Source organism: Catellatospora sp. NPDC049111 (assembly GCF_040648615.1).
GTDB classification, from domain to species: Bacteria; Actinomycetota; Actinomycetes; order Mycobacteriales; family Micromonosporaceae; genus Catellatospora; species Catellatospora aurea.
This window is the reverse complement of sequence record NZ_JBEZEB010000053.1, coordinates 38,830-59,839: the sequence shown is the minus strand read 5'-3', so window position 1 is coordinate 59,839 and position 21,010 is coordinate 38,830. Positions and strand designations below refer to the sequence as shown.

Sequence of the window (21,010 nt, the reverse complement as noted above, 5' to 3'; positions counted from 1 at the left end):
GTTCTGCGCTTCGCGCTAGTCGGTCACCCCGACACCGTCACCCACACCCCAGGGTGACCGTACGGCCGTACGGTCACCCTGTCACCCTGTCACCCCCGTCGCCCGGTCAACCGGTCAACCGGTCAACCGGTCAACCACGTTGCCCGGTCAACCGGTCACACGCGTGCCCGGTCAACCGGTCACACCGTTGCCCGGTCACACAGGCCGCCCGGTCTCGGTTGCACGATTGCCCGGTCACCAATCCACGGTCCACGGCCGTCCGACCCGTCAGCATCAGTCGCCGAACCCCAACGGCCGCCCTGGCCTTGCGCCAGCGCACATTGGACCTGCGCTTTACCGACACCGGGGTTGTCAGGGCGACTTGACCCAGCCCGCGTTCTCGACGACCGCCGGGCCCGTAAGAGAGTCGGTCCGTTGAGCATTGGCACTAAGGGGGCTTCCACGCAGAAGGGACGCGCAGTTCCCCACCTCATGGATAGGCCGTGCCGAAATGACGCCCAGACCGCTTGACCTCGCTGGCGCCATGCGCTGTGGTACCACCACCTTGACGACTCATCTGCCGGCTACGCCACCGTGCCCCCGCTGCCAGGTCCCTCGCGTTGTGATTACCCTCCGTAACCGAGGGCAAGTCGCGGCAACGTTCGCTCTGGGGGCGGGCCGCCAAGATCTGTCGCCGATCTGACAGATCGCTTGATCTTTATTGCCGCGACGCTCCCACCAGCACATTTGCTTGACCCGGCCGCCTGAACAGGCTAAATGCCGCGCATGCTCCGACCGGTGCGAGCATCGCAGGCCTCTGCGGTTGAGACTCATGGGCTTCGGCCACCAACCGCCAAAGCTTGCTCCATGTAATCAAGATGTGACCATATGAGTTCTGGCCTCAGTCACTACGGCGGCCGCGTCTGCCCATGAGGGAGGCAGTGGCGAACCCGAGCCGCACCAAACCAGTGTCGCCACCTGGGCAGGCTGATTGCCGGGATCTCATGCGCCGCTGATCAAGCTAGTCAGCTTGTCTGGTGCCCGTGACAGCCGTGTTGCAGGTAGCGGCTACGTCGCTGCTCTCTCGATCGAGGTTGGGCCGTCCCGCCTTCGTACACGACTCGGCCTCCACTGATCGTGGCCCTGACTGCGATCCTGCTGTAGTCGTGGGGATCGGATCTGCGTAGGTCCGCTCCGAGTATGCAGAGGTCGGCGGCCATCGCTTGACGCAGCGCGCCCTTCCAGCTGTCGCTCCCGTCCTGCCAGGCGGGGGCGCTGGTGTAGGTGCGTAACGCAGAGTTGAGGTTGATGCGCTGGTCCGGTCCGGATACCTGCCCCGCGGCATCGATTCTGGCGACCATGCTGGCGAGCCCACTGAGCCAGTTGGGGTCGGTGACCGGCGCGTCCGAGCCGCTGGTCACGTTGACTCCGGCGCGTTGGGCTACGCGATACGGCCAGTGATAGCGTGTGCGATCCGCCCCCAGCAGCGGTTCGAGCGCGTTGCCGATCATGTACTTGATCTCGGCGTTCATGCTGACGGCGATGTGGTGTGCGGCCATGCTCTGCAGGGTCTGCGGGGATACGAAATCGCCATGGATCAGGTAGTGGCGGTGACGGCCGGGACGGATCCGGCTCATTGCGGCGATGACGGCGTCGATGGCCGCGTCGCCGCAGGCATGGGTGCCGATCTGAGCGCCGGCCAGGTGTGCCATGCGGATCATGGTGGCCAAGTTGTCGATCTGTTCGCTCGTGTTCGCACCGGCGATCGTGAGGGCTCCGTTGGTGCCGTCGAGGTACGGCTGTCGCATCCATGCTGTCCTGGCCTGGGTTGGCACCCCGTCACTGAAAATCTTGACGCCGTTGAGCCGGAATCGCCCACGTGGTTGTCTGGGGCGTCTTCGCAGCTGGTCGAGTGCCTGCCGCATGGTCTCAGGCGAGTCCCCAGCGCGAAGGAGCGCGGTGACACGCATCGCGAGTCGGCCTTCTGCGGCCAGGAGTTGGTAGAGGTCGGCCATCGGGGGATCGATGCCGGGTTCGGTGAGGGAAGTGATGCCGCGGCTGTGGAGAACCGCGGTTGCCCTGCCGATTGCGTCCGCCATCTGTGTGGAGCTGTACGGAGGCAATACACGTTGAACGTAGGCTTGGGCGCCCTCGCGCAGGAGGCCGTTGGGCTGGCCATCAGGGTCGCGTTCGATCACGGAGCCGGCGGCCGGTTGTGTGCTGGCGTCGACGCCTGCCGCGCGTAGGGCGGCGGTGTTGGCGACGGTGGTGTGCAGGGTGAAGTCGACCAGGATGGTGGGTCGGTCTCCGGTGACCGGATCGAGGTCGTGACGGGTCGGCGCGCGGGGAAGCCGGAGTTCGGACCAGCCTGATCCGCGTATCCACTGCCCGGCAGGGGTGCTGTCCGCTGCGGCGGCGACGCGGGCGATCAGATCGCCGAGGTTGTCGGTGTCGACGTCGACGCTGAGGAATGTCTGTCCGTATTCGGCCAGGTGCAGGTGGGCGTCGTTGATGCCGGGCAGGACGGAGCCGCCGTGCGCATTGATCGTTTCGGTACGCGGGCCGGTGAGTTTGCGCAGGTCGCGGTTTGCGCCAACGGCGAGGATGTATCCGTCGCGGATCGCGACGGCCTGTGCGGTGCTTGCGCTGTCGTCCATGAGGTGAACGCGCCCGTTGTGGATGATCAGATCCGCGGGCCCATCGTTACGCGGCGGGTTGGCCGCTGCTGGGCGGGGAGGAAGTGCCGCTAGCGCGAGGGCGGCTGTGGCCGACTTCAGGGCTCGGCGTCGGGTGATGGTTCGGGCAGTCACTGTCGCTCCTGGGCGGGGTCTCTGGCGGGAACGGGATTGGAACGCAGGCAGATGAGTGCGGCCGCTGCGGCGCCGGTCATGCAAGTGCCCCACAGCAGGGTGCTGCCGCCGAGGCTCAGCAGGACGGTTGCCAGCGCGGGCCCGGCGAGTGCTGCGGCACCGAGTGTGGTGCCCCAGGTGCCGAAGTAGGCGCCGCGCAGGTGTGGTGGGGCGAGGCCTGCGACGATGCCGGGGGCGACGGCCAGGAACATGACTTCGCCAGCGACCCAGAGTGGTGTGGTGGCGATGAACCAGGTGGCGGTCTCGCCGAGTGCGGTAATAGGTAGGCCGATCCCGACGGCGGCGATGCCAGCAGCACAGACCTTCGACGCGGGCAGAGTCGCCAGCAATCGCTGCAGGAGCAGCTGGGCGACGACGACGGCGATAGGGTCTGCGGCGAGGATGACGCCATACCAGGTCGGCGGGATTCCGGCCTGGTCCATGACGATCGGCAGGGTCACCATCGACTGGCTGTGGATGGTGAGGAACATCAGCGTGACGGCGGTGAAGGCGGCCATGGGTCGGTCGGTGAGGACCTGCCGCCATGGTGCGCGGCCCCGCTGCGGTGCCGGGGATGTCGCGTCGGTGACGCCGATGGCGACCATGACGGCGAACGCGAGGTTGAGGACGGCATTCGCCGCGAACAGCAGCCGGAAGTCGTTGCCTGCGAGCAGGCCGCCGATAATGCAGCTCGCGGCGCGGCTAAGGTTCATCACCCAGTAGAGCAGCGCCAGGACCTTGGGTCGGGATTCCGGGTCGGTGGAGTCGGTGAGCAGCGCCTGTACCGCGGGTCGGGCGAGGTCGAAGGTCAGTCCTGCGACGGCTGCCGCTACGCATAGCCAGATGAGGGTGGGTGCGGCGCCAAGGAGCAGGAACGCTCCTGCGGACAGGGTGTTGGCGGTGATGATGGTGTTTTTGCGGCCGATGCGGTCGGCCATGGCGCCGCCGGTGGGTACGCCGAGCATCCATCCGGCGCCGAAGGCGGTCATGACGAGCGTGACCTGGCCGGGGTTGAGGTTGCGGTCGTTGGCCAGCCAGTACGCGGCGAACGGGACGACCACGAAGCCCAGTCGGCTGAGACCGAGTCCAGCCAGCAGCCGCCACCCGGTGCCGGTCAGCTGGCCGAAGCGGCTGGTCCACCACCCGTGTGAGGCGGCTGGGGCGGTGGCGGTGACGGCCGTCATGGCTGAATTTCCATGGTGAGGGCGTAGATGCCAGGGATGTCGTCGATCGCGTCGCGCATGGCTGCGGTGTCGTCGGTGTGCAGGTAGGCGACTCCAGCCAGGCCTGCCCACAGGCCGGTACTGGTTGCGCCGCCGCGCATGCCGGGCCGGACGGCGACGGTGGCATCGATAACGGCGGGATGGCGGCGAATGCTATCGACATCGGCGCAGGACCGTACAGTCCCGTTGGGTACGGCGGTGCCGGCCCAGCCGTAGACGCCCGGCCGATTGGCGGGGGTCGCGGTGGCAGGCTGTCCTGCGGCAACGGTGGCCATGAGGGCGGGCACGTCGATGCCGTGGGCGTGGCCGATGGTTTGCTGGATGCCGCCGCCGCCGACGCGGGCGGCGATTTCGCCGAGCAGCCACCTTCCGTCGCCTGAGTGGAACACCTCGGCGTGGGTGAAGCCGGTGTTCATCCCGAGCGCTTGGGCCGCCGCGGTCGCGAGCTCGATGACCGCGCTGCCGTCGGCAGACTCGGGGTCGATCAGCCAGGAGCCGAGGGTGGCGCCCATTCCGGTCAGCGGCGGGGTGTTGTAGCGGCCGGGCAGGTGGTACTGCACCGCGCCGTCCTGCCACATGGCGTCGGCGTGGTACTCGGTGACGACGTCGATGTACTCCTCGACCAGGATGGCCCGCTGGTTGGCCAGGCCGAGGAAAGCCTGCTCGGCGGTGAACGCGGCCGAGGTTGGTGTGGCTGTGTCGAACAGACCGGCCGCGGTGAGGCGGCGCAGTTCGTCGGGTGAGTCGATGACGTAGGTGTTGGTGGACGCGAACCCGGTCATCGGTTTGACGACTAGGGGCCAGCCGCCGACGTGCTCGGCGGCTGCGGGGATCTGGTCGACGGCTGTGATGACCTGGTGGCGGGCGACGTCGATTCCGACGGCGGCCAGGCGCCGCTTCATGATCGCTTTGTCGAGGAACCCGGCGGACTGGTGCAGGGTCAGGCCCGGCAGGTCGAGCAGGTCGCGCAGCAGGCCGGCGGCCATGATCGCGCCTTCCCAGCAGGTTTCGACGCGGTCGATGCGTCCGCGCAGGTGGTCGGCCAGCTGCGCGAGTTCGGTGTAGGACTGCCAGTCCGACACCGCCAGGACTTCATAGCCCGGATCGGTCTGGGCGCGGGTGCGGGCGTTGGGTTTGGTAAGGCAGACGACGACGTCGTGGCCGGCGGCGTAAAGCCCGTCTTCGAGGACCGGGTTGTGGTTGGACAGGACGAGCACGGTCATGGGTTTCACCTCACGCAGGACGAGACAGGCAGGGTGCCGGCGCCTGCGGCGAGCGCGGCCCTGCTGTCGGACGGTTTGGGGGCCGGGTTCGGCGGCGGCACAGCGGGGCGCAGCACTGGGCCAGACGGGACGGGGTGGCTGGTTGAAGCTGTTGTCATGGCTGCTCCGAGCGGACATGGCGCGGCCGGTCCGGGATCCGGACCGGCCGCGCGTTGATCAGGGGAAGATGGTGTGACAGAAGCGAACGTTGGTGTTGGGGCCGTCCAGCGGCATGGCGGTGTGTTTCATCGCCAGCGCGGTCTGCGGCCCGTAGGAGCCATCAATTTTGATCTTGATGTGGCGCTGGACGGCGGTGACGGCCGCCTTGGTCTTGGCGCCGTAGACCCCGTCGACCGCCAGGGGCGCGAACCCGAGGTTCACTCGGCCGAGAAAATCCCCGGGCGGGGTGAACTTGCTGTAGCAGACGTTGAGGTCTGTCTGCAGATCCTTGACCCACTCACCGCGCGCGCCGGACGCTGCCTGACATGCGGGGGTGGGGTCGCCGACCGGGCTGAGCCAGACCGGTGGCCAGACGTAGTAGTTGAACGCGCCGGCCGTCGGGTACTTGGACCGCAGACCGGCGTCGCCGTTGTAGTCGTAGTAGTGCAGCCAGTGGACGGCGTTGCAGCGTGGCGTGGCTGCGTTCGCGGGAGCAGCGGCGGCGACCGCGGTTGAGACGGCGACGGCGGCCGTGATGGTCAGCGCGCCGAGCCGCTGCACAAGCGTGGACTTGTAATGCAAGGCAATCTCCATAATGCCAGGATTTGTGGGTATAGCGGTGCGTCGAGGCTGAAGCGAGCGGCGCCGATCCGAACATCTGGTTGGCGAGCTCGCGATGAGCGCGACGCCTATGTGGTCAGCCAGCGGCGGATTCTCATTGCCGCTACGGGGGCGCACGTGCAGCGTCCATTTCGGGCATCGGTATCCCCCTCCAGCCGTCGGCCCCCTCGGGCAACCAAGTTTGTATAGCAAAACTTTGCGACCAAAGACAAGCGCACTCAACATATTTAGCAGCTCGGACACGATCCAGAGTCTCGTAAGCCAGTCGAGATAAATAGTAAACAAAGTTTGTGTTGACGAATATGGGTTCTGTGGTAGACGATCGAACGGCCCCACAGAGCGGACAACCCGGTCCGTCCGGGGCCGGAGCACGGTCGGCGCCACGCGACGCCTCCGGCTCCGCCTGGGCCGGCCATCCCCCGTTGGCCGGCCCCCGACCACCTCCGGAATGGCTGCGGGCACCTGCCCTCTGCCTTGACGCTGCCGCCGATCAGTCCCGCGCAACCGGCGTCGGCACGACGCACGACCGGGCCGTCACGAGACGCCCGAGACCCAACGGTGCGGGTACCCGTCTGTGAGGACGGCGGGTAGCCGCACCACGCCTCCCACGGGGAGAACAATTGAATACGGCAACCGCACCCCGTCTGCTGGCCGCGCTGCTGGCCACCGTCACGCTCGCCGCAGGATGCGACCGGCCCTCGACCACCGGCCCCGAGCCGGCTCCGTCACCGGCCCCCGCTCCTTCGCCGCCGCAACCGGCATACGCCTGGGAGCTGGCCGAAGACGCCGAGCAGCACACCCGCGTCCCCGATGCCTACACCGTCACCTACCTGTCCGGCAGCGTGACGCTGCGAAAAGATCCTCGGGTCCTGATCGGTTTCCGCGTCGATCCCGCCCATCCAGGCAGCGACAGCGAGTTGCTGAAGAGCAACATCTCCAACGCCGCTCAGCACGGCTGGGCCAGTACGCCCGCAGCCGTCGACGGCGGCACGGGCGTCACCTTCGTCGCCAACGACGGCCGGCAGGACGCCACCGTCAAGACCGTCGTCGTCAAGGGTTCGATCACCCTGACCGTGAACATCGACACGGGTACCGCTGACGCCCTGGCCGCCAGGGATCTGCACGACAAGCTGCTCGCAGGTCTGCGCTTCCACGCCGATGGACTGTCCGGGCAATACCCGGGGGCCGCAGTCGCACCTCAGCTTCCGTTCACCGTGCAGGTTCCGCCGGGGGTGTCTGGTCCGTTCACCACGGACCTGGCTGCCTACACCGTCGACCTGTCCTACGGCAGCCGCAAGACGACCGTGTCGGTCTGGAGCCAGGAGCCTTCGGCCGCTGCTTCGGCGTTCACCGCGACCCGCGATGGGCTGCGTCGAGCAGGCGTCCGCCACCAGAACGACGTCCGGACCCTGCCCGCGCTCAAGGACAGCCTGGGCACCCGCGTCGACGAAGGCTTCAGTTTCGCCCTCGTCGGCGGTGACGGCGTGGCCCGCTACGTCGGCGTCGTGTTCCGTCGCGGCGGGATCACCGCCCGGGTGTTCGCCAACGTCGGGGACATCTCGCTCGAGCAGTTCGACGACGACGTGACCGCGGCTCTGGCCGCGCCGATGGGCATCGCCCGCAGCTGGCGCTGGACCGCCGGCTGACCGCCCGGGTGCCGGCAGCCACCCGGCTGCCGGCACCCCTCCCGCTTTTCCGCGAGTAACGCAGGAGTCTGACCATGTGCGCAATCACCGGCCTGGTGGCCTGGTGGCAGTCCTCGACCCGAAACCAGCTCGTCGTCACGGCGATGACCGACACCCTGCACCACCGCGGCCCCGACGGCCACGGCATCTGGAGCACCGATCACGTCTGCCTCGGCCACACCCGCCTAGCGGTCATTGATATCGCCGCCGGCACCCAGCCGATGGTCGTCCGCCGCCCCGGCGGCGGCGAGGTCGCCATCGCCTACTGCGGCGAGCTGTACGGCTACCAGGAGCTGCGCCGCCAGCTGCAGGCCGCCGGGCACGTGTTCACCACCGCCAGCGACCCCGAGGTGGTGTTGCACGCCTACCTGCAGTGGGGTGAGCAGTTCGTCGACCGGTTGACCGGCATGTACGCGATCGCGATCTGGGACACCGACGCCAGCAGCCTGCTGCTGGTCCGCGACCGGGTCGGCATCAAGCCGCTCTACATCGCCCAGACCCCGACGGAGCTGCTGTTCGGCTCGGAGATCAAAGCCCTGCTCGCCCATCCGGGCATCACCGCCGAGGTCGACGCCGACGGCCTCGGGCAGCTGCTCGCGATGGTGCCGATGACCTCCCCCGACCACGCCGTCCTACGAGGTATCGAGGAGTTGGCGCCGGGCACCCTGCTGCGTTACGACCGCAACGGCGTCCACCGGCGCCGGTACTGGCAGCTGGGCACCGCCCCTCACCAGCACGACCGGCTCACCACCGTCGACCACGTCCGCCGGCTGCTCGAACAGTCAGTCCGCGAGCACGTCGTGGCTGACGTGCCGATCGGTGCCCTGTGCTCGGGCGGCGTCGACTCCTCCGCGGTAGCGGCCCTGGCCGCCGTGGCGCTCGACGATCCGGGACTGCTCGCCACGTTCGACATCGAGCACCACGGCGCCGCGACCGCGTCCAGCTCGTTCCACCGCGACCGCGACCACCCTTACGCGGTCGCCGCCGCCGCGCACATCGGCAGCGACCACCAGACCGTGCAGGTGAGCACCGACGACCTGCTGGCCGCCCACGACCGGACCCTGCACGCGATGGACCTGCCCAGCCTCAGCGCCATCAACGTCTCCCTTGCGGTGCTGTTCGCCGAGGTCGGGTTGAAGCGCAAGGTCGTGCTGTCCGGTGAGGGCGCCGACGAGCTATTTCGCGGCTATGCCTTTCACCAGCCCCCGCCCGGCCGCGCAGGTGTTGGGGGTATGCCGTGGGCAGGTGCCTACCAGCCGCTGACACACCTGTTGCGCCGCGACGTAATCGGCCAGGTCCGTCCCGGTCGCTACATCGAACAGCGGCGCCGCCAGGTGCTCGACCAGCTTCCCGTCCCGGACGGTGAACCGCAGCGGGTGCGCCGGCTGCGGGAGGTCATGTGGCTGACCTGGTCGCTGTACCTGCCGTTCCTGCTGCGCCGGACCGACCGGTTGAGCATGGCCTCCGGCGTCGAAGCCCGGGTGCCGTTCCTGGACCACCGGCTCGTGGAGTACCTGTGGGCGGTCCCGCCCGAATGGCACCGCGACATCGCGGCCGAGAAGACGATCCTGCGGCAAGCGGTCGCCGACCGTTTGCCCGAACAGATCATCCGGCGGCCCAAGTCCGGCTACCCGGCGTCGATGACCGCCGGCTATCAGGCGGCGCTGTGGCAGTGCGCCCGCGACCTGATCGCCACCCCGTCATCCCCGGTTTGGCAGCTGGTGTCGGCCCGCACCGTTGACGCCTACCTGGCTCTTCACGACGGCGACCTGTCCGACTGGACCGCGGTACAGCACGTCGCCTACGTGCTGGAGCTCGACGCGTGGCTGCGAATCAACCAGGTGCGGATCCGATGAACGCCCACCGACCGCACGACGGCCGCAGCACGGCGCACGAGTCTGCCGCCGACCGCGCTGCGGCCCGCCGCGAACCCGCCAATCCCGGAGGACCAATGGCTTCGAGCAGTTCGATCACCCGGGTAGCGCCACCTCGCCGCTACCCGTCCCACCGGCAGCTGCTTTGGCTGACGCTGTGGGCACCGTCGGCGGGGCAGGTTGTCGCGCTCGCGGCCCCCTTTGACCGAGCCATCGCCACGGCAGTAGGGCGTCGGTGACCGCAATGAGCATGCCACCCCGACCCGCCCGAGAGATCACCATCGCCGTACGGCGCCGAGCAACCGCCGATGCAGCCAACTACGACACCCCCGAGCAGGCTTCGACGGCAGCTGTCCCTCGCCGCGGCCGTCGCGTCGCGGCGACCGCATCGGCAGCCGCTGCAGCTGGCGCCGCCTGGTTCGGCCTCTCACCTCCGCCGCTGGTCGGAGGCCTGATCGTCCTGCTGCTGGCCGGCCTCATGTCCGCGATTTGGCGAGGCCGCAGGTGAAGACCGATCTCCAGCTCTACCCCCGCACCCGCATGACCCTCCCCCATTCGTCGTGATCAGCGACGACGGCTGCCCTGCCGCAACGCCGATCACTCACCGTCCGACGCAATCCACCGGCTGACGGGGTTGGTCCCATCGACAGCTGGCAAGCCCTGCCGGGTCGAACGGGTGAGCGCCAAAGCAAATCAGGAAGTTATTCTGGTTTTGGAAGGCTCGCAGCTGGCGGCTTCCCCCGTGGTCGCCAGCTGCGAGTCCGTCATTCGTACAGTCCGCAGGTCTGGACACTTTGGCCGCTCAGGTTTCTCCGCCAGCCCGCAGTCGCGACCGCTACCCGCAAAGCCCGGTGACCGCACAGGTCGACGTTGGGGCCAGCGAATGGTCTCGGGATGCCCGTAGCCTTCATCTCGGGCTTTTGTCCTCAAGCCGTCGTACGCGAGCGGGGTGAGCCGTTGCGGCAGTGGACGTGTGCCAGGCGCGATTGACGGTGAGACTTTCGGCGGCCGTCATGCCGAGCCTGACGTGTCGGTGGGCCAGTGGACGAGCAGCGAGCCGTGTCGCTTGACCAGCACCGCCGTCCCGGGCGCGGGGTTGGCTGACAGGGCGCCGCGTTCATAGGTGTAAGTCGGCTTGCGGCGAGGGCCGGCGGTGCGGTTCCAGCGCTGGATGTGTCCGACCATCTCGTCTGCGGCTTGCTCGGCGTGGTGACCGTAGCCGCGGGCGCCCCATTCGCAACCACTGCCGTCGTCGAGGTTGCGGATGACGAACATGGCCAGGCTGTCGCGGCTGGCGTTGCCCTTCGGGAAGAAGAACTTGCCCGGCGTGCGCAGCGGACTGTCGTCAGGTGCGGTGACGTGGCAGAGGCCAGGCATGTAGCAGGCGAACCACAGGTACATGTCCGACCAGTCGATCATGTTGCCGATCGTCTCCCCCGACCACACCTCCACGGGCGTGTCAGCCAGCAGCCCGGGGGTCAGGTTGAGGCCGGCAGGAGGTGGCCCGTCGAACGACAGAGTCGTGCGGCCCTGGGGGTCGGCCAGGGTTATCTCGGTCGGAACGTGCTGGCCCTCGCCTTGCATGGCGACGAATCCGCAGACCTCTGCGCTCAGACTCCTCAGGCGGTGGCCGTCGCGGCGGAAGGCGATGGACCGCGTGACGCCGCCCATGACCAGCGGGACGACGAGGATGCCGTCGGGTGCGAGCTGCTCAACCCACGCGGGTGGAATGTCCCACGCCCCGACGGTGACCAGCACAACATCGAAGATCGCCTCTCCGGGTATTGGTTGGTTGCCGTCGGCCTGCACCACCCGGATGCGCCCGTATCCGGTCTCGTCGAGTCGCCGCGATGCCCGGTCGATGATCTCGCCGTCGATGTCGACGCTGACGACCCGCCCGGCCGCGCCGACGATCTCGGCCATCAGCGCCGCGTTGTAGCCGCCGGAGCCGAGTTCGAGGACACGTGCGCCGGGGCGGATCCGCGCCTGCTCGATCATGACAGCTTGCAGCCACGGTGCTGACACCGACGACAACGCCTGCCCTGCCGCGTTGCGTTTGGTGACCGGCGACTGACCGGCGTCGTAGGCGATGGCCAACTCAACACCGTCGAGCATGAATCGGTGCCTGGGCACCGCACGGAACGCTGCGGCCACGGCGTCGGTGGTGATGTGCCCGTCGGCGATGAGTTTTCGGACCATCTGCTCGCGAAGTTCCGCAGGGTCGAGGTCGGGCTGAAGGTCGGTGGCGGTAGTCATGGGCGCTCCTGAGTTCGGACGGAGAGGTATATCCTCGTCCTCCGGGATGTCGTAGGCCGCGAGCATGGCCGAGTTGGTGAGGTCGGACTCGGCGAGTTCGAGCTCGCGGTCGCGCCGCACTGCAGCAGCTCGAGGCTGGCGTCTTGCTCGCCGCTGGTATGTGGAGCGTCATAGTCGACCTCCGCCATGCTCGGCCCTTTCGTGTGGTTGACGCCCAATCGGCGGGCGGGCCGGGTCAGCCGGAGATCGCCGGCCGCTGGTCGGTGCGGGTGGTGGTCAGGTGCAGCGACCACAATTGTGGTGCGCCGTTGAGGGCGCTGATCCGCGTCCACGATGCCAACGCCATGCCATCGGCCGGGTTGATGATGACCGTGCTCGTATTACCGTCGCTGCTGTTGCCGGTGATGGAGATGCCTGGTCGGCCGAGCCAGTCGCTGGCGGCAGGATCGACGATCAGCCCATCGATCGAGGCGAGGGTGTTGAGCGCCGCGGCTCGCACCGCTACCGACGGATAGGTGTCGGCGTAGATCCCCGAGACGAACTCGACGGCGCCGGTCGCGGACGGCATCTGGCCGCCGCGGTCGTCCATCATCTGCAGCAGCATCGCCGCCGGCTGGTCGGGAAGCGGGGGGCGCAGGTTGCCGACCGGTGTAGTGCCGAGTCCGTCGGCGTACTCGCCGTGGGTGAAGTCGGTGTGGCCGATCGCCTTGGCGGGCTCGAAGCTCGCCGCGCCGACGACGGGCAGGCGTAGCATCTGCTCGTAGGTGCGGCGGGTGGCCGGGTCGAACCAGCTCTTGCGCAGCTCCGGGCGAATGTCCGTTTCCTCGCTTGCCCACGTCTCGATGGCGATGTGGACGTAGCGGCCCCGGGCCTCGGCTGGCGGGCTTGCCAGCAGCGCGGCGGCTGCGGCCGCCAGCACCGGCTCGGGAGTCGCCCGCAGCGTGGCAGACTGCGCTCCCGTCGGCTGCGGCAAAGGTGCAGACGATATCTGCAGCACGGGCCCGTGGTTGCGGCCGATGTGGACGACCAGGTAGAGGCTGGCGGCGCCTACGATCGCAAGCACGGTTCCAAGTGCCAGCAGCCGGCCGCCGCGCTTGCGCGAAAGAACTGCGGCGTCAGACGAAGACGCCTCTGACGACGTCTGTGTTGCCATGACCATCTGTTGTCCTAGTTTCGGGGGTTGGAGCCTCCGGAGACGGCGGGATGGATGGGGCCAACCGGCCCAGCGCGCTTGTGCCGGATCGGCAGGTCCCCGTGCTGGGCCGGGGTCGATGGGTCAGCGCCTCGGAGCCTCAGCTCGTGAGACGGGCGCTGCTCGGGGTCCGGGTGGTGGCGCCACGCCGCTTGCCTGATCGGTACCTGACCAGGTCCGACACCGGCACACCGCCAAGCCGGTCGTTTGACGTGGTTGCCGAGGTTGGAGGCGAGCGGAACGACTCCCACGGAGCTGGTCGGCGCTACTGCCAGGATGGTCGCTGCGGTGACGGCCGTGCCGGATCCCGCCAGGGGCGGCTGCCGTCCACGTCGTCTCGCGGGTGCCGTGGGGCTCACCGGCCGGACTCCTTGCCGCCGTCCGGCAGTGCTCCGTCACTGCCGGATGATCGACATAGCTGCACCCAGTACGACGGGCCGTCCAGCTGGGGCCACAGGCGGCCGATGCTCATCCGCTGCCTTCCAGCACGCTGGGCAGCTCCCGTGCGGGCATGTACCAGAGCGTGGTGGGGGCGGTCGCCGTACCGCGGTAGCGGATGCGGGTGCCGATCTCGCCGGGTTGCAGGCCAACGGCTGTGTTGTGCCGCTGGTAGGCGAGGTAGTCGGGGTCTTCGGTGATCGTCGGGTCGAATCCCTCGGCGAGGATCTGCGCTCCGTCTGCGGCCAGGCTGGAGAGACTGGCCAGCATTCGCGGGGCGAGCTGCGGTGACCCCAGCAGACCGAGGTTTCCGCCGAGCAGCAGGATCGTGTCGAATCGGCCCAGCGGAGGCGGGTCGTAGATGCTGCCGAGGACTGCGGTCACGCAGCGGCGGCGGCAGACCTCGACCGCCCCGGCGGACGCGTCCATCCCCAGTACGTTCACGCCACGGCTGGTCAGATGCTTCGCGTGTCGGCCTGCCCCACAGCCGGCATCCAGCACGCGGCCACGGGCCAGGCCCAGGACCTCGTTCTCGGTGTCGTCGCCTCCGATGGGTGCGAAGAAGTGGCAGGCGTCGCGTACCGATACGAAGCCGTCGTCTCGCTCGGTGATGACGTAGGCAACGGTAGGCAGGCCGACGCTGTTGACTGCGGCCAGCAGCGCCTGTCCGAACGCGTCGCCGGTGTCGGGGTGGCTGCCGCTGCGGTGGAAGTCAGCGGGTGTCGGGAGTTCGTTCATCGGTTCCTCACCTTTTGCTGGTCGGTGCCGCAGCCGCCGACCTTTCGATCCGTGTCTGCTGGTGGCGAGTGATGCCCAACGAGTCGCTGATCATGGCTTCGCCTCAACCGCTCGTGCTGGTGTCCCGGCGGCGAGTTGTGCGTTGGCGGCGACGAACATCGTGGCCGGGCGGCTGCTGGTGCTCGGCTGTGGCTTGGCGGGGAAGTGCGGTATCCACCAAACTCGTACTCCACCTGGGATCTGATCGGCGATGATGAATGCACCAATGACGTAGGGGATCATTGCTTCGGGCACTCTGCCACCGATGGCCTGGGCGATCTGGTTCTCCAGCCATGCCCCGTCGACGGGTACACGGCGGCACTGGTCGCTGCACTGGTAGATCCGGGAGCTGTCTGGGAGCTGCTCGGGAATCAGGCGTCGGCGACAGCGGGCACATTTCAGCCGGTCCAGGACCTGCCGTGATGGCAGCTTGGTCGTGGCGTTCATGCTGGCCTCCGGAAGATGGCGGCGGTGGGCGAGCCGGGCCGGTTCCGGCCGGGCCGGTGTGTTCGCGCGCTGCTGCGTGGGTGTCCTTCGCGCTGCTGCAAACTTCCGGCCCGGCCGGTGCGGCTCCCGAGCCCCCTCAGTCCTCGGGAGGTCAGTCCGGCGTCGGCAGCACGGGGCCGCTGAGCCGGTGTGGGATGGGAGTTCATCGCCGCGTCCAGTCAGCGTCGGCTGCGTGGTCCGCAGTGGGTGGCATCGTGGCGCCGGCGAGTAGGCGGGCCAGGTCGACATGGTGCACCCAGCCGTCGAGTTCGTCCCAGGTGACCTGCTGGTCGCATTTTCTGCATGGCGCGGTGGTGCCGATGGGTGGAGTGACCAACTCGAGTTGGCAAGTCATGACGGTGCTCCGTTGGCGTGTGAGGCCGCAGCGGCGATCAACTCGCCGCGGTGAAGGTGGTAGCGGTGCAGGTGTCGCCACGTGGTGGCGCCGGCATGGTGTTCGCTGATCAGCGCGGTGCCGCCGGTGGCTGCGAAGTCGCCGATGACGCGAGCTAGGTCTGCGGCGACAGCGGTGGCCAGGCCCTCGGCAGGCTCGTCGAGCAGCAGGAGCCGCGGCTGACGGACCAGGGCCCGTGCGATGGCCAGCATCTGCTGCTCGCCGCCGGACAGCTGCGAAGGTCGGTGCCGCAGCCGCGTACGCAAATGTGGCAGGAGAGTGAGGATGTCGTCGGTGGCGGTGTCGGTGCGGGCGGCCAGGCGTAGGTGTTCGGCGGCGGTGAGGCTGGCGAACAGGCCTCGGTCCTGGGGCACGAGGGCGATTCCGGCGCGGGCGCGGCGGTCGGCCGGCCAGTGGGTGATGTCGCGTCCGTCGAACGTGATCCGGCCCGAAGCTTGGACGTGCCCGGCGACGGCCTGTATCAGGGTTGTCTTGCCTGCGCCGTTGGGGCCGGTGATCAGGATGATGTCGCCGGGTGCTGCGGTGAGCGTGGCCGGGCGCAGGACTCGGTGGCCGCGGTATCCGGCTTCCAGCTGGTTCAGGTGCAGCCGTGCGGTGCTCATGCTGCACCGCCTCGTGGCCGTGACTGGCCGGCGTCCAGGTGCAGCGTCGAGGTGGCGATGCGGGCGACGACGTCGGCGTCGTGTTCGACGATCAGGACGGTGAGGGTGTCTGGTAGCGCGGCCAGTAGCGTGGTGAGGCGGGCGGTTTCGTCGGGTGACAGGCCGGCGGTCGGTTCGTCGAGCAGCAGCAGCCGGGGTCGGCAGGCCAGCGCCATGGCCAGGTCGAGCTGGCGGCGATGGCCGTAGGACAGGTGTCCGGCCAGGTGCGTGGCGACTGCGCGTAGGCCGGTCTGGTCGGCTAGGTCGAGTGCGAGCTCGCGCAGCAGTCGTGCGGCGGCCGGGGACAGCGGCAGGACCCTTGTGCCGGTGCGGTGGTGGCGGTGGACGCCGAGCAGGATGTTGCCGAGCACCGTGTGCCGGGCCGATACGTGGGGGTGTTGGAACACCCGGGCGATTCCGGCGCGGGCACGGCGGTGCGTGGACCAGGCAGTGATATCGATGCCGTCGTAGTGGACTTTGCCGCTGGTGGCGGCGATGGTGCCGTCGATCAGACCCAGCAGTGTGGACTTGCCGGCGCCGTTGGGTCCGGTGATCGCCAGCCGCTGACCGGCGGTGACCGTTAGGTTGAGCCGCCCGAGGGCGGTGAGGCTGCCGTAACGGCGGATGACGCCGCTGAGGTCGAGCAGCGGTGTGGTGTTCATGGCCTCACCTCGGCAGGTCTGGACGACGAGCGGCGGCGGGCCAGTGGCAGGAACGCGGTGGCCAGCAGGAGCAGGCCGAGCCACAGCGGTCCCTGCCCAGCCAGGGGTAGGTGGCTGGCGGCGACGTCGCGGGCGATGACCAGCGCCGCCGTGGCGGCTATGACGACCACGGGGGTGAGGTGGTGGCCGATCGTCGCGGCTGCCAGCGCCAGCGCAGAGGTGGCCAGGCCGAGGTCGGTGGGGTTGAGGTAGCCGGTGGCGTGCACCCACAGGGCTCCGGCGGCACCGGCGATGGCGGCCGAGTGGACGTGCGCCCACCACAGGGTGCGGGTCACCGGGTAGCCGAGAGCGTTCATTTGCTGCTCGGTGTCGCCGATTCCGATCGCTGCTGCGGCGAACGGCGAGCGGGCGTGCCAGGCCAGCAGGCCGCAGATGCCGATCGTGACGGCGGCCAGCCACAGGTACCGGAGTCCGACTGCTGCCAGCGGAATGTTTGACGGCCACAGGGTCGGTGCTGGCGCAGCGATCCCGTCGGTGCCGCCCGTGACACTGTGGGCGGTCGCGGCGAGTGTCGCGGCGATCATCCCGACGGCCAAACTCGCCAGGACGTAGGTCAGGCCGCGTAGCCGGGCAAGGGCCAGCGCGGCCACGCCGGCAGCGGCCGTGGCTGCCACAGCGGCGGCGGTCAGCTGCAGTGGCGCGCTGTCGTGTCCCGCGGCAGCCAGCAGCGCGGCGGTGTATCCGCCGACGCCGAAGTATGCGCCGTGGCCGAGGCTGGTTTGCTGGGTGCGGGCCGACAGCAGATGCACCGCTACGGCCAGCAAGCCGAGGGCGAGCACACGTGCCGCGACGGCCGTGGTGTAGGCGTCGGCGACGAAAGGCAGTGCCACCACCGTGGTGACGGCACCCGCCACGGCAAGGCGGCGGGTCATACCCATCTCCTGCTGCCAAGCCCGGACGGCCGGACCGCGACCACCGTCACCAGCAGCGCGAACAGCAGGAACGGCGCGACGGCCGGGAACGCAACGACGCCGACGGTGGCGATGGCGCCGGTGGCCAGTGCGGCGACGAACGTGCCGCGGAGGTCTCCGGCGCCGCCGAGCACGACGATCAGCAGGCTCATCACCAGCATCTGTTCATCGGTGCCGGGCCCGCCGGGCACGATCGGCGCGGCGATCACCCCGGCGACCACCGCCAGGACCGTGCCGGCGGCGAAGACCAAGGTGTGCACCGTCGCGGGTCGGATGCCGATCGAGGCGGCCATGGCAGGATCGTCTGCCACGGCCCGTACCGCCAGTCCCGCACGGGTACGCGACATCACCCACCACAGCGTTAGGGCGATGACCGACGCGGTCGCGATGAATAGCAGCCGGTAGGCCGGGTAGCGGGCCCCGGCCAGGGTGACGATCGCGTCCAGTGGAGGCGGTGCGGTGGCTGCCAGCCATCCGCCGCCGGTCGCGGCGGCGAACGCCTGGGCGGCGATGAGGCTCAGTCCCAGGGTCGCCAGGGCTTGGGCGAGGTGCCCATGGCTGCGCAGCGGCCAGGTGAGCGCAGCGCTGACGGCGCCGAGCGCGACGCCGATAGGGATCGCCGCTGCTACTGCTGCCAGGTATCCGGTGACGGTGTCAGCGTGAAGCTGCCAGACCAGCCATGTCCCGGCCAGGTAGGCGCTGCCGTGGGCGAGGGTGAGCACCCGCAGGCTGCCCAAGATCAGGCTCAGCCCTGACGCGACCACGTAGTACACCAGCCCGTAGGCGACGGCGTCGACGATCCCCACGGCGTTCATTGCGGCCGCCGCCCGAGCGTGCGTGTCATCAGGTACGACATCGCGACGAAGTCAGGGGCGGCCATCAGCGCCCGGAACCGCTCCAGATCGGCGACGGTCAGGCCAGTGTCCAGGAGCTGCTCGTGCAGCTGCATCGTGTTGACAGCGGCCAGGTTCGCCCAGGCGTCACCGCCACGGCAGCTGTGCATCGAGGCGTCGGTGGCGACATCGACGAATCCTGCCTGGGTCATCGCGGTGTGCGCGGCGATGCCCCAGTCGAGCTGAGCACCGGCGGTCCTCAGGACTCGGTTGATGCCGGTGATGACCCGGTCGAACAGGGCCGCGTCGTCGGCGTCGCCGCCCACGACGGTGCGCCGGGCCGTACAGTCGAACTCGTGCAACATCAGCGACCCGCCCGGCTTCAACGCCGCCAGCAGCTTGTTGAGGATCTGCTCGCGGTCGGGCAGGTGGATCAGGACCAGGCGGGAATGGATCAGGTCGTAGTAGCCGTCGGGCAGCGGGTCGGCGGCGACGTTGTGCGGGACGGCGGTGATGCGCGGGTGGGCCGGGATACGCGAGGGGTCGATGTCAGTGGCGGTGACCATGCCGTCGGCGCCGATGCGGTCGGCCAGCCAGGTCGCGACGGTGCCGGATCCGGCGCCGATGTCGAGGATCTGCCAGTCGGCCTGGATGCCGATGCCGTCCAGTCCGGCGCGGGTGAACGGGTCGCAGGCGTCGGTCAGCGCACGAAGTTGTTCGTTGACGGAGGCCTTTCCGGCGAACGCGTAGGCGGTGCGGGTCATGCGCGGAGCCTTTCGTGGATGGTTCGGGTGGGGTGTGCCCGGACTGGTCAGCTCCCCTGAAGCGCTGACCAGCTGCCGGGCACACCCCGTTTCGGGGGGAGGAACCCGTCTGTGGGTCAGCCGCCGATGGTGGCCAGTTCCTGCAGCACGACGTTGGTCAGCGCTCGTCCGTCGGTGCGGACTTCGCGCAGGTACCAGGTCTGTACCGGGGTGTGGGTCTTGGCGGAGAACTGCCACACCCCGCGCGGGGAGTCGATCTGACCGACGGCGGCGACCGCTTCGTTGATCGACTTGCCGGTGACCTCGCCCTTTGCCGCGGCGGCGGCGATGGCCTTGTCGAGCACGGCACCGGAGTCGTAGCTGGCCATGGCGAAGGTGGTCGGCAGCGTCTGGTATTTGCCCTGGTAGTCGGCGACGAACCGTTTGTTGGTGGCGTTGTCCAGGTCGGGGCTGTAGTTGAGGCTGTTGCGGATGCCCTTGGCGGCTTCGCCCTGGGCGCCGAGCACGCTGCCTTCGGTAAGGAACCCGGCCGCGAACAGCGGCAACTTGGTGCCGATGAACTGCTGGTATTGCTTGACGAAGTCGATCGCGGCGCCGCCGGCGTAGAAGGTGTAGACCGCGGTGGCCTTCGACTCCAGGATCTGGGTCAGGTAGGGCTGGAAGTTCTTGGTCGCCGGGAAGGGCGTCCAGACGATCTCACCGTTCGGGTTGGCCAGCTTTCCTCCGGCTTTGAGGAACGCGTCCTTGAAGCCGTTGCACTCGTCGTAGCCGCCCTGGTAGTCCGGGCACACGACCCATACCGGGCCGCCTGCCTGCTTGGTGACGTAGTCGCCCATCGCGATGCCAGGCTCGGTGGAGATGTAGGAGGTCTGCCAGACCCAGTCGAGGTTGGGCATGTTGGTCGGGCGGGCGTTGGCGCCGATCAGCGGCAGCTGGTGCTGGTCGAGCAGCGGCTTGATCGCAGCGACCGACCCGCCGCCGACGACTCCGGTCAGCGCGACCGCCTTGTCGGAGGTGATCAGCTTTTCCGCTGCGGTGCGTGCCGGGGCGCCGCCGTCGGCCTCGTCTTCGATGACCAGCTTGACCGGTCTGCCGCCGAGCTTGTTGTCGTGCTGGGTGAGGTAGAGCTGCAGGCCGTTGACCATGTCGTCGCCGACGGTCTTGTAGATGCCGGTGCGGGACACGACCATCCCGATCACGAGTTGATCACCGGATACCTGCTGCGGTTCGTCGAGGGCCGAGCCACTGCATCCGGTCGGCAGCAGCATCGCCGCTGCCACAGCGGCTGCCAAGAGTTTGCGCCTTCTATTCCTCATCGGTGGCGTCCTTGTGTTCAGAGGGGATGGTGGGCCGCCGCGGCGCGGCGGGGTTCGCGGAGCTGGATGAGGTGCTCGACCAGCTCGATCAGGACTCGCTTGACGCCATCGCGGACCCGGGCGTCGCAGACCAGCAGCGGCACATCGGAACCGATCGCCATCGCGTCGCGCAGGTCGGATGTGCGGTGCTCGGGGGCGCCGTCGAACCGGTTGATCACGACGATGTACGGCACATTCCAGTGCTCGAAGTAGTCGACGGCGCTGAAGCAGTCGGCCAGCCTGCGTACGTCGACGAGCACCACCGCGCCGAGCGCGCCGATAAGCAGCCGGTCCCACATGAACCAGAAACGCGTCTGGCCGGGTGTGCCGAACAGGTACAGGCTGACCTCGTCCAGGTCGACGCGCCCGAAGTCGAGCGCGACCGTCGTGGTCTGCTTATGCGGCACCAACGACAGGTCGTCGACGTGCTGTCCGGCGACAGTCATCGGCGTTTCGGTGCTGACCGTGCCGATGTCGGACACGGCCGACACGAACGTGGTCTTGCCGACCCCGAACCCCCCGGCGATGACGATCTTCGCTGACCGGACCGTCGGGATGTCCCTCACGA

General features: G+C 68.7%; 17 protein-coding genes. 2 read left to right on the top strand and 15 right to left on the bottom strand.

The window, feature by feature from the left end; translation table 11 throughout:
- Positions 1 to 1,004: 1,004 nt before the first annotated feature.
- The 4 genes from AB0B66_RS39260 to AB0B66_RS39245 all read right to left on the bottom strand — a co-directional run bounded on the left by AB0B66_RS39260 (position 1,005) and on the right by AB0B66_RS39245 (position 6,066).
- Complete coding sequence (locus tag AB0B66_RS39260; protein WP_360539930.1) at positions 1,005 to 2,636, bottom strand: amidohydrolase; 1,632 nt, start codon at positions 2,634 to 2,636, stop codon at positions 1,005 to 1,007.
- Between the two features lie 149 nt (positions 2,637 to 2,785).
- Entirely contained in the window at positions 2,786 to 4,012 is a 1,227-nt protein-coding gene (locus AB0B66_RS39255; RefSeq protein WP_360539928.1) for an MFS transporter, read from the bottom strand.
- Positions 4,009 to 5,274 carry an ATP-grasp domain-containing protein gene (locus AB0B66_RS39250; RefSeq protein WP_360539926.1) on the bottom strand — a complete coding sequence of 422 codons (1,266 nt, stop codon included), beginning with the start codon at positions 5,272 to 5,274 and terminating at the stop codon, positions 4,009 to 4,011. Before AB0B66_RS39250 ends, AB0B66_RS39255 begins: the two co-directional genes overlap by 4 nt.
- 216 nt (positions 5,275 to 5,490) lie before the next feature.
- The gene (locus tag AB0B66_RS39245; protein ID WP_360539924.1) at positions 5,491 to 6,066 is read right to left on the bottom strand and encodes a peptidoglycan-binding domain-containing protein; all 576 of its coding nucleotides are present in this window, start codon (positions 6,064 to 6,066) and stop codon (positions 5,491 to 5,493) included.
- Between the two features lie 647 nt (positions 6,067 to 6,713).
- On the opposite strand from AB0B66_RS39245, the gene AB0B66_RS39240 reads away from it, so the two are divergent.
- Positions 6,714 to 7,739, top strand: coding sequence for a hypothetical protein (locus AB0B66_RS39240; RefSeq protein WP_360539922.1), 1,026 nt, complete (start codon positions 6,714 to 6,716; stop codon positions 7,737 to 7,739).
- 74 nt (positions 7,740 to 7,813) lie between these two features.
- Positions 7,814 to 9,634 (top strand): asparagine synthase (glutamine-hydrolyzing), encoded by a 1,821-nt coding sequence (gene asnB, locus AB0B66_RS39235; protein ID WP_360539920.1) that lies wholly within the window; start codon positions 7,814 to 7,816, stop codon positions 9,632 to 9,634.
- Positions 9,635 to 10,663: 1,029 nt separating this feature from the next.
- Here the strand turns inward: asnB and fxlM are convergent.
- The 11 genes from fxlM to AB0B66_RS39180 form a co-directional block, all read right to left on the bottom strand.
- Entirely contained in the window at positions 10,664 to 11,908 is a 1,245-nt protein-coding gene (gene fxlM, locus AB0B66_RS39230; RefSeq protein WP_360539918.1) for a methyltransferase, FxLD system, read from the bottom strand.
- Between the two features lie 235 nt (positions 11,909 to 12,143).
- Complete coding sequence (locus AB0B66_RS39225) at positions 12,144 to 13,067, bottom strand: hypothetical protein (protein WP_360539917.1); 924 nt, start codon at positions 13,065 to 13,067, stop codon at positions 12,144 to 12,146.
- A 501-nt stretch (positions 13,068 to 13,568) separates the two neighbouring features.
- Positions 13,569 to 14,276, bottom strand: a complete 708-nt coding sequence (locus AB0B66_RS39220) for a class I SAM-dependent methyltransferase (RefSeq protein ID WP_360539915.1) — start codon at positions 14,274 to 14,276, stop codon at positions 13,569 to 13,571.
- 90 nt (positions 14,277 to 14,366) lie between these two features.
- Positions 14,367 to 14,762, bottom strand: a complete 396-nt coding sequence (locus AB0B66_RS39215; RefSeq protein ID WP_360539913.1) for a hypothetical protein — start codon at positions 14,760 to 14,762, stop codon at positions 14,367 to 14,369.
- A 390-nt stretch (positions 14,763 to 15,152) separates the two neighbouring features.
- Positions 15,153 to 15,818, bottom strand: a complete 666-nt coding sequence (locus tag AB0B66_RS39210; protein ID WP_360539911.1) for an ATP-binding cassette domain-containing protein — start codon at positions 15,816 to 15,818, stop codon at positions 15,153 to 15,155.
- Complete coding sequence (locus AB0B66_RS39205; RefSeq protein WP_360539909.1) at positions 15,815 to 16,519, bottom strand: ATP-binding cassette domain-containing protein; 705 nt, start codon at positions 16,517 to 16,519, stop codon at positions 15,815 to 15,817. The genes AB0B66_RS39210 and AB0B66_RS39205 overlap by 4 nt, the downstream gene beginning before the upstream one ends.
- Positions 16,516 to 17,451 carry a branched-chain amino acid ABC transporter permease gene (locus tag AB0B66_RS39200; protein WP_360539907.1) on the bottom strand — a complete coding sequence of 312 codons (936 nt, stop codon included), beginning with the start codon at positions 17,449 to 17,451 and terminating at the stop codon, positions 16,516 to 16,518. The genes AB0B66_RS39205 and AB0B66_RS39200 overlap by 4 nt, the downstream gene beginning before the upstream one ends.
- The gene (locus tag AB0B66_RS39195; protein ID WP_360539905.1) at positions 17,448 to 18,305 is read right to left on the bottom strand and encodes a branched-chain amino acid ABC transporter permease; all 858 of its coding nucleotides are present in this window, start codon (positions 18,303 to 18,305) and stop codon (positions 17,448 to 17,450) included. The genes AB0B66_RS39200 and AB0B66_RS39195 overlap by 4 nt, the downstream gene beginning before the upstream one ends.
- Positions 18,302 to 19,087 (bottom strand): class I SAM-dependent methyltransferase, encoded by a 786-nt coding sequence (locus AB0B66_RS39190; protein ID WP_360539903.1) that lies wholly within the window; start codon positions 19,085 to 19,087, stop codon positions 18,302 to 18,304. Before AB0B66_RS39190 ends, AB0B66_RS39195 begins: the two co-directional genes overlap by 4 nt.
- Positions 19,088 to 19,203: 116 nt before the next feature.
- Positions 19,204 to 20,379 (bottom strand): ABC transporter substrate-binding protein, encoded by a 1,176-nt coding sequence (locus AB0B66_RS39185; RefSeq protein WP_360539901.1) that lies wholly within the window; start codon positions 20,377 to 20,379, stop codon positions 19,204 to 19,206.
- A gap of 41 nt (positions 20,380 to 20,420) precedes the next feature.
- Positions 20,421 to 21,008 carry an ATP/GTP-binding protein gene (locus AB0B66_RS39180; protein ID WP_360539899.1) on the bottom strand — a complete coding sequence of 196 codons (588 nt, stop codon included), beginning with the start codon at positions 21,006 to 21,008 and terminating at the stop codon, positions 20,421 to 20,423.
- Positions 21,009 to 21,010: the final 2 nt, after the last annotated feature.

What these genes read in the sequence shown, in the direction of transcription:
- fxlM (WP_360539918.1), bottom strand. Translation starts at nt 11,908, where the DNA reads ATGACTACCGCCACCGACCTTCAGCCCGACCTCGACCCTGCGGAACTT.
- AB0B66_RS39245 (WP_360539924.1), bottom strand. Translation starts at nt 6,066, where the DNA reads ATGGAGATTGCCTTGCATTACAAGTCCACGCTTGTGCAGCGGCTCGGC.
- asnB (WP_360539920.1), top strand. Translation starts at nt 7,814, where the DNA reads ATGTGCGCAATCACCGGCCTGGTGGCCTGGTGGCAGTCCTCGACCCGA.
- AB0B66_RS39210 (WP_360539911.1), bottom strand. Translation starts at nt 15,818, where the DNA reads ATGAGCACCGCACGGCTGCACCTGAACCAGCTGGAAGCCGGATACCGC.
- AB0B66_RS39215 (WP_360539913.1), bottom strand. Translation starts at nt 14,762, where the DNA reads ATGAACGCCACGACCAAGCTGCCATCACGGCAGGTCCTGGACCGGCTG.
- AB0B66_RS39260 (WP_360539930.1), bottom strand. Translation starts at nt 2,636, where the DNA reads ATGGACGACAGCGCAAGCACCGCACAGGCCGTCGCGATCCGCGACGGA.
- AB0B66_RS39255 (WP_360539928.1), bottom strand. Translation starts at nt 4,012, where the DNA reads ATGACGGCCGTCACCGCCACCGCCCCAGCCGCCTCACACGGGTGGTGG.
- AB0B66_RS39225 (WP_360539917.1), bottom strand. Translation starts at nt 13,067, where the DNA reads ATGGTCATGGCAACACAGACGTCGTCAGAGGCGTCTTCGTCTGACGCC.
- AB0B66_RS39195 (WP_360539905.1), bottom strand. Translation starts at nt 18,305, where the DNA reads ATGAACGCCGTGGGGATCGTCGACGCCGTCGCCTACGGGCTGGTGTAC.
- AB0B66_RS39250 (WP_360539926.1), bottom strand. Translation starts at nt 5,274, where the DNA reads ATGACCGTGCTCGTCCTGTCCAACCACAACCCGGTCCTCGAAGACGGG.
- AB0B66_RS39190 (WP_360539903.1), bottom strand. Translation starts at nt 19,087, where the DNA reads ATGACCCGCACCGCCTACGCGTTCGCCGGAAAGGCCTCCGTCAACGAA.
- AB0B66_RS39200 (WP_360539907.1), bottom strand. Translation starts at nt 17,451, where the DNA reads ATGACCCGCCGCCTTGCCGTGGCGGGTGCCGTCACCACGGTGGTGGCA.
- AB0B66_RS39205 (WP_360539909.1), bottom strand. Translation starts at nt 16,519, where the DNA reads ATGAACACCACACCGCTGCTCGACCTCAGCGGCGTCATCCGCCGTTAC.
- AB0B66_RS39220 (WP_360539915.1), bottom strand. Translation starts at nt 14,276, where the DNA reads ATGAACGAACTCCCGACACCCGCTGACTTCCACCGCAGCGGCAGCCAC.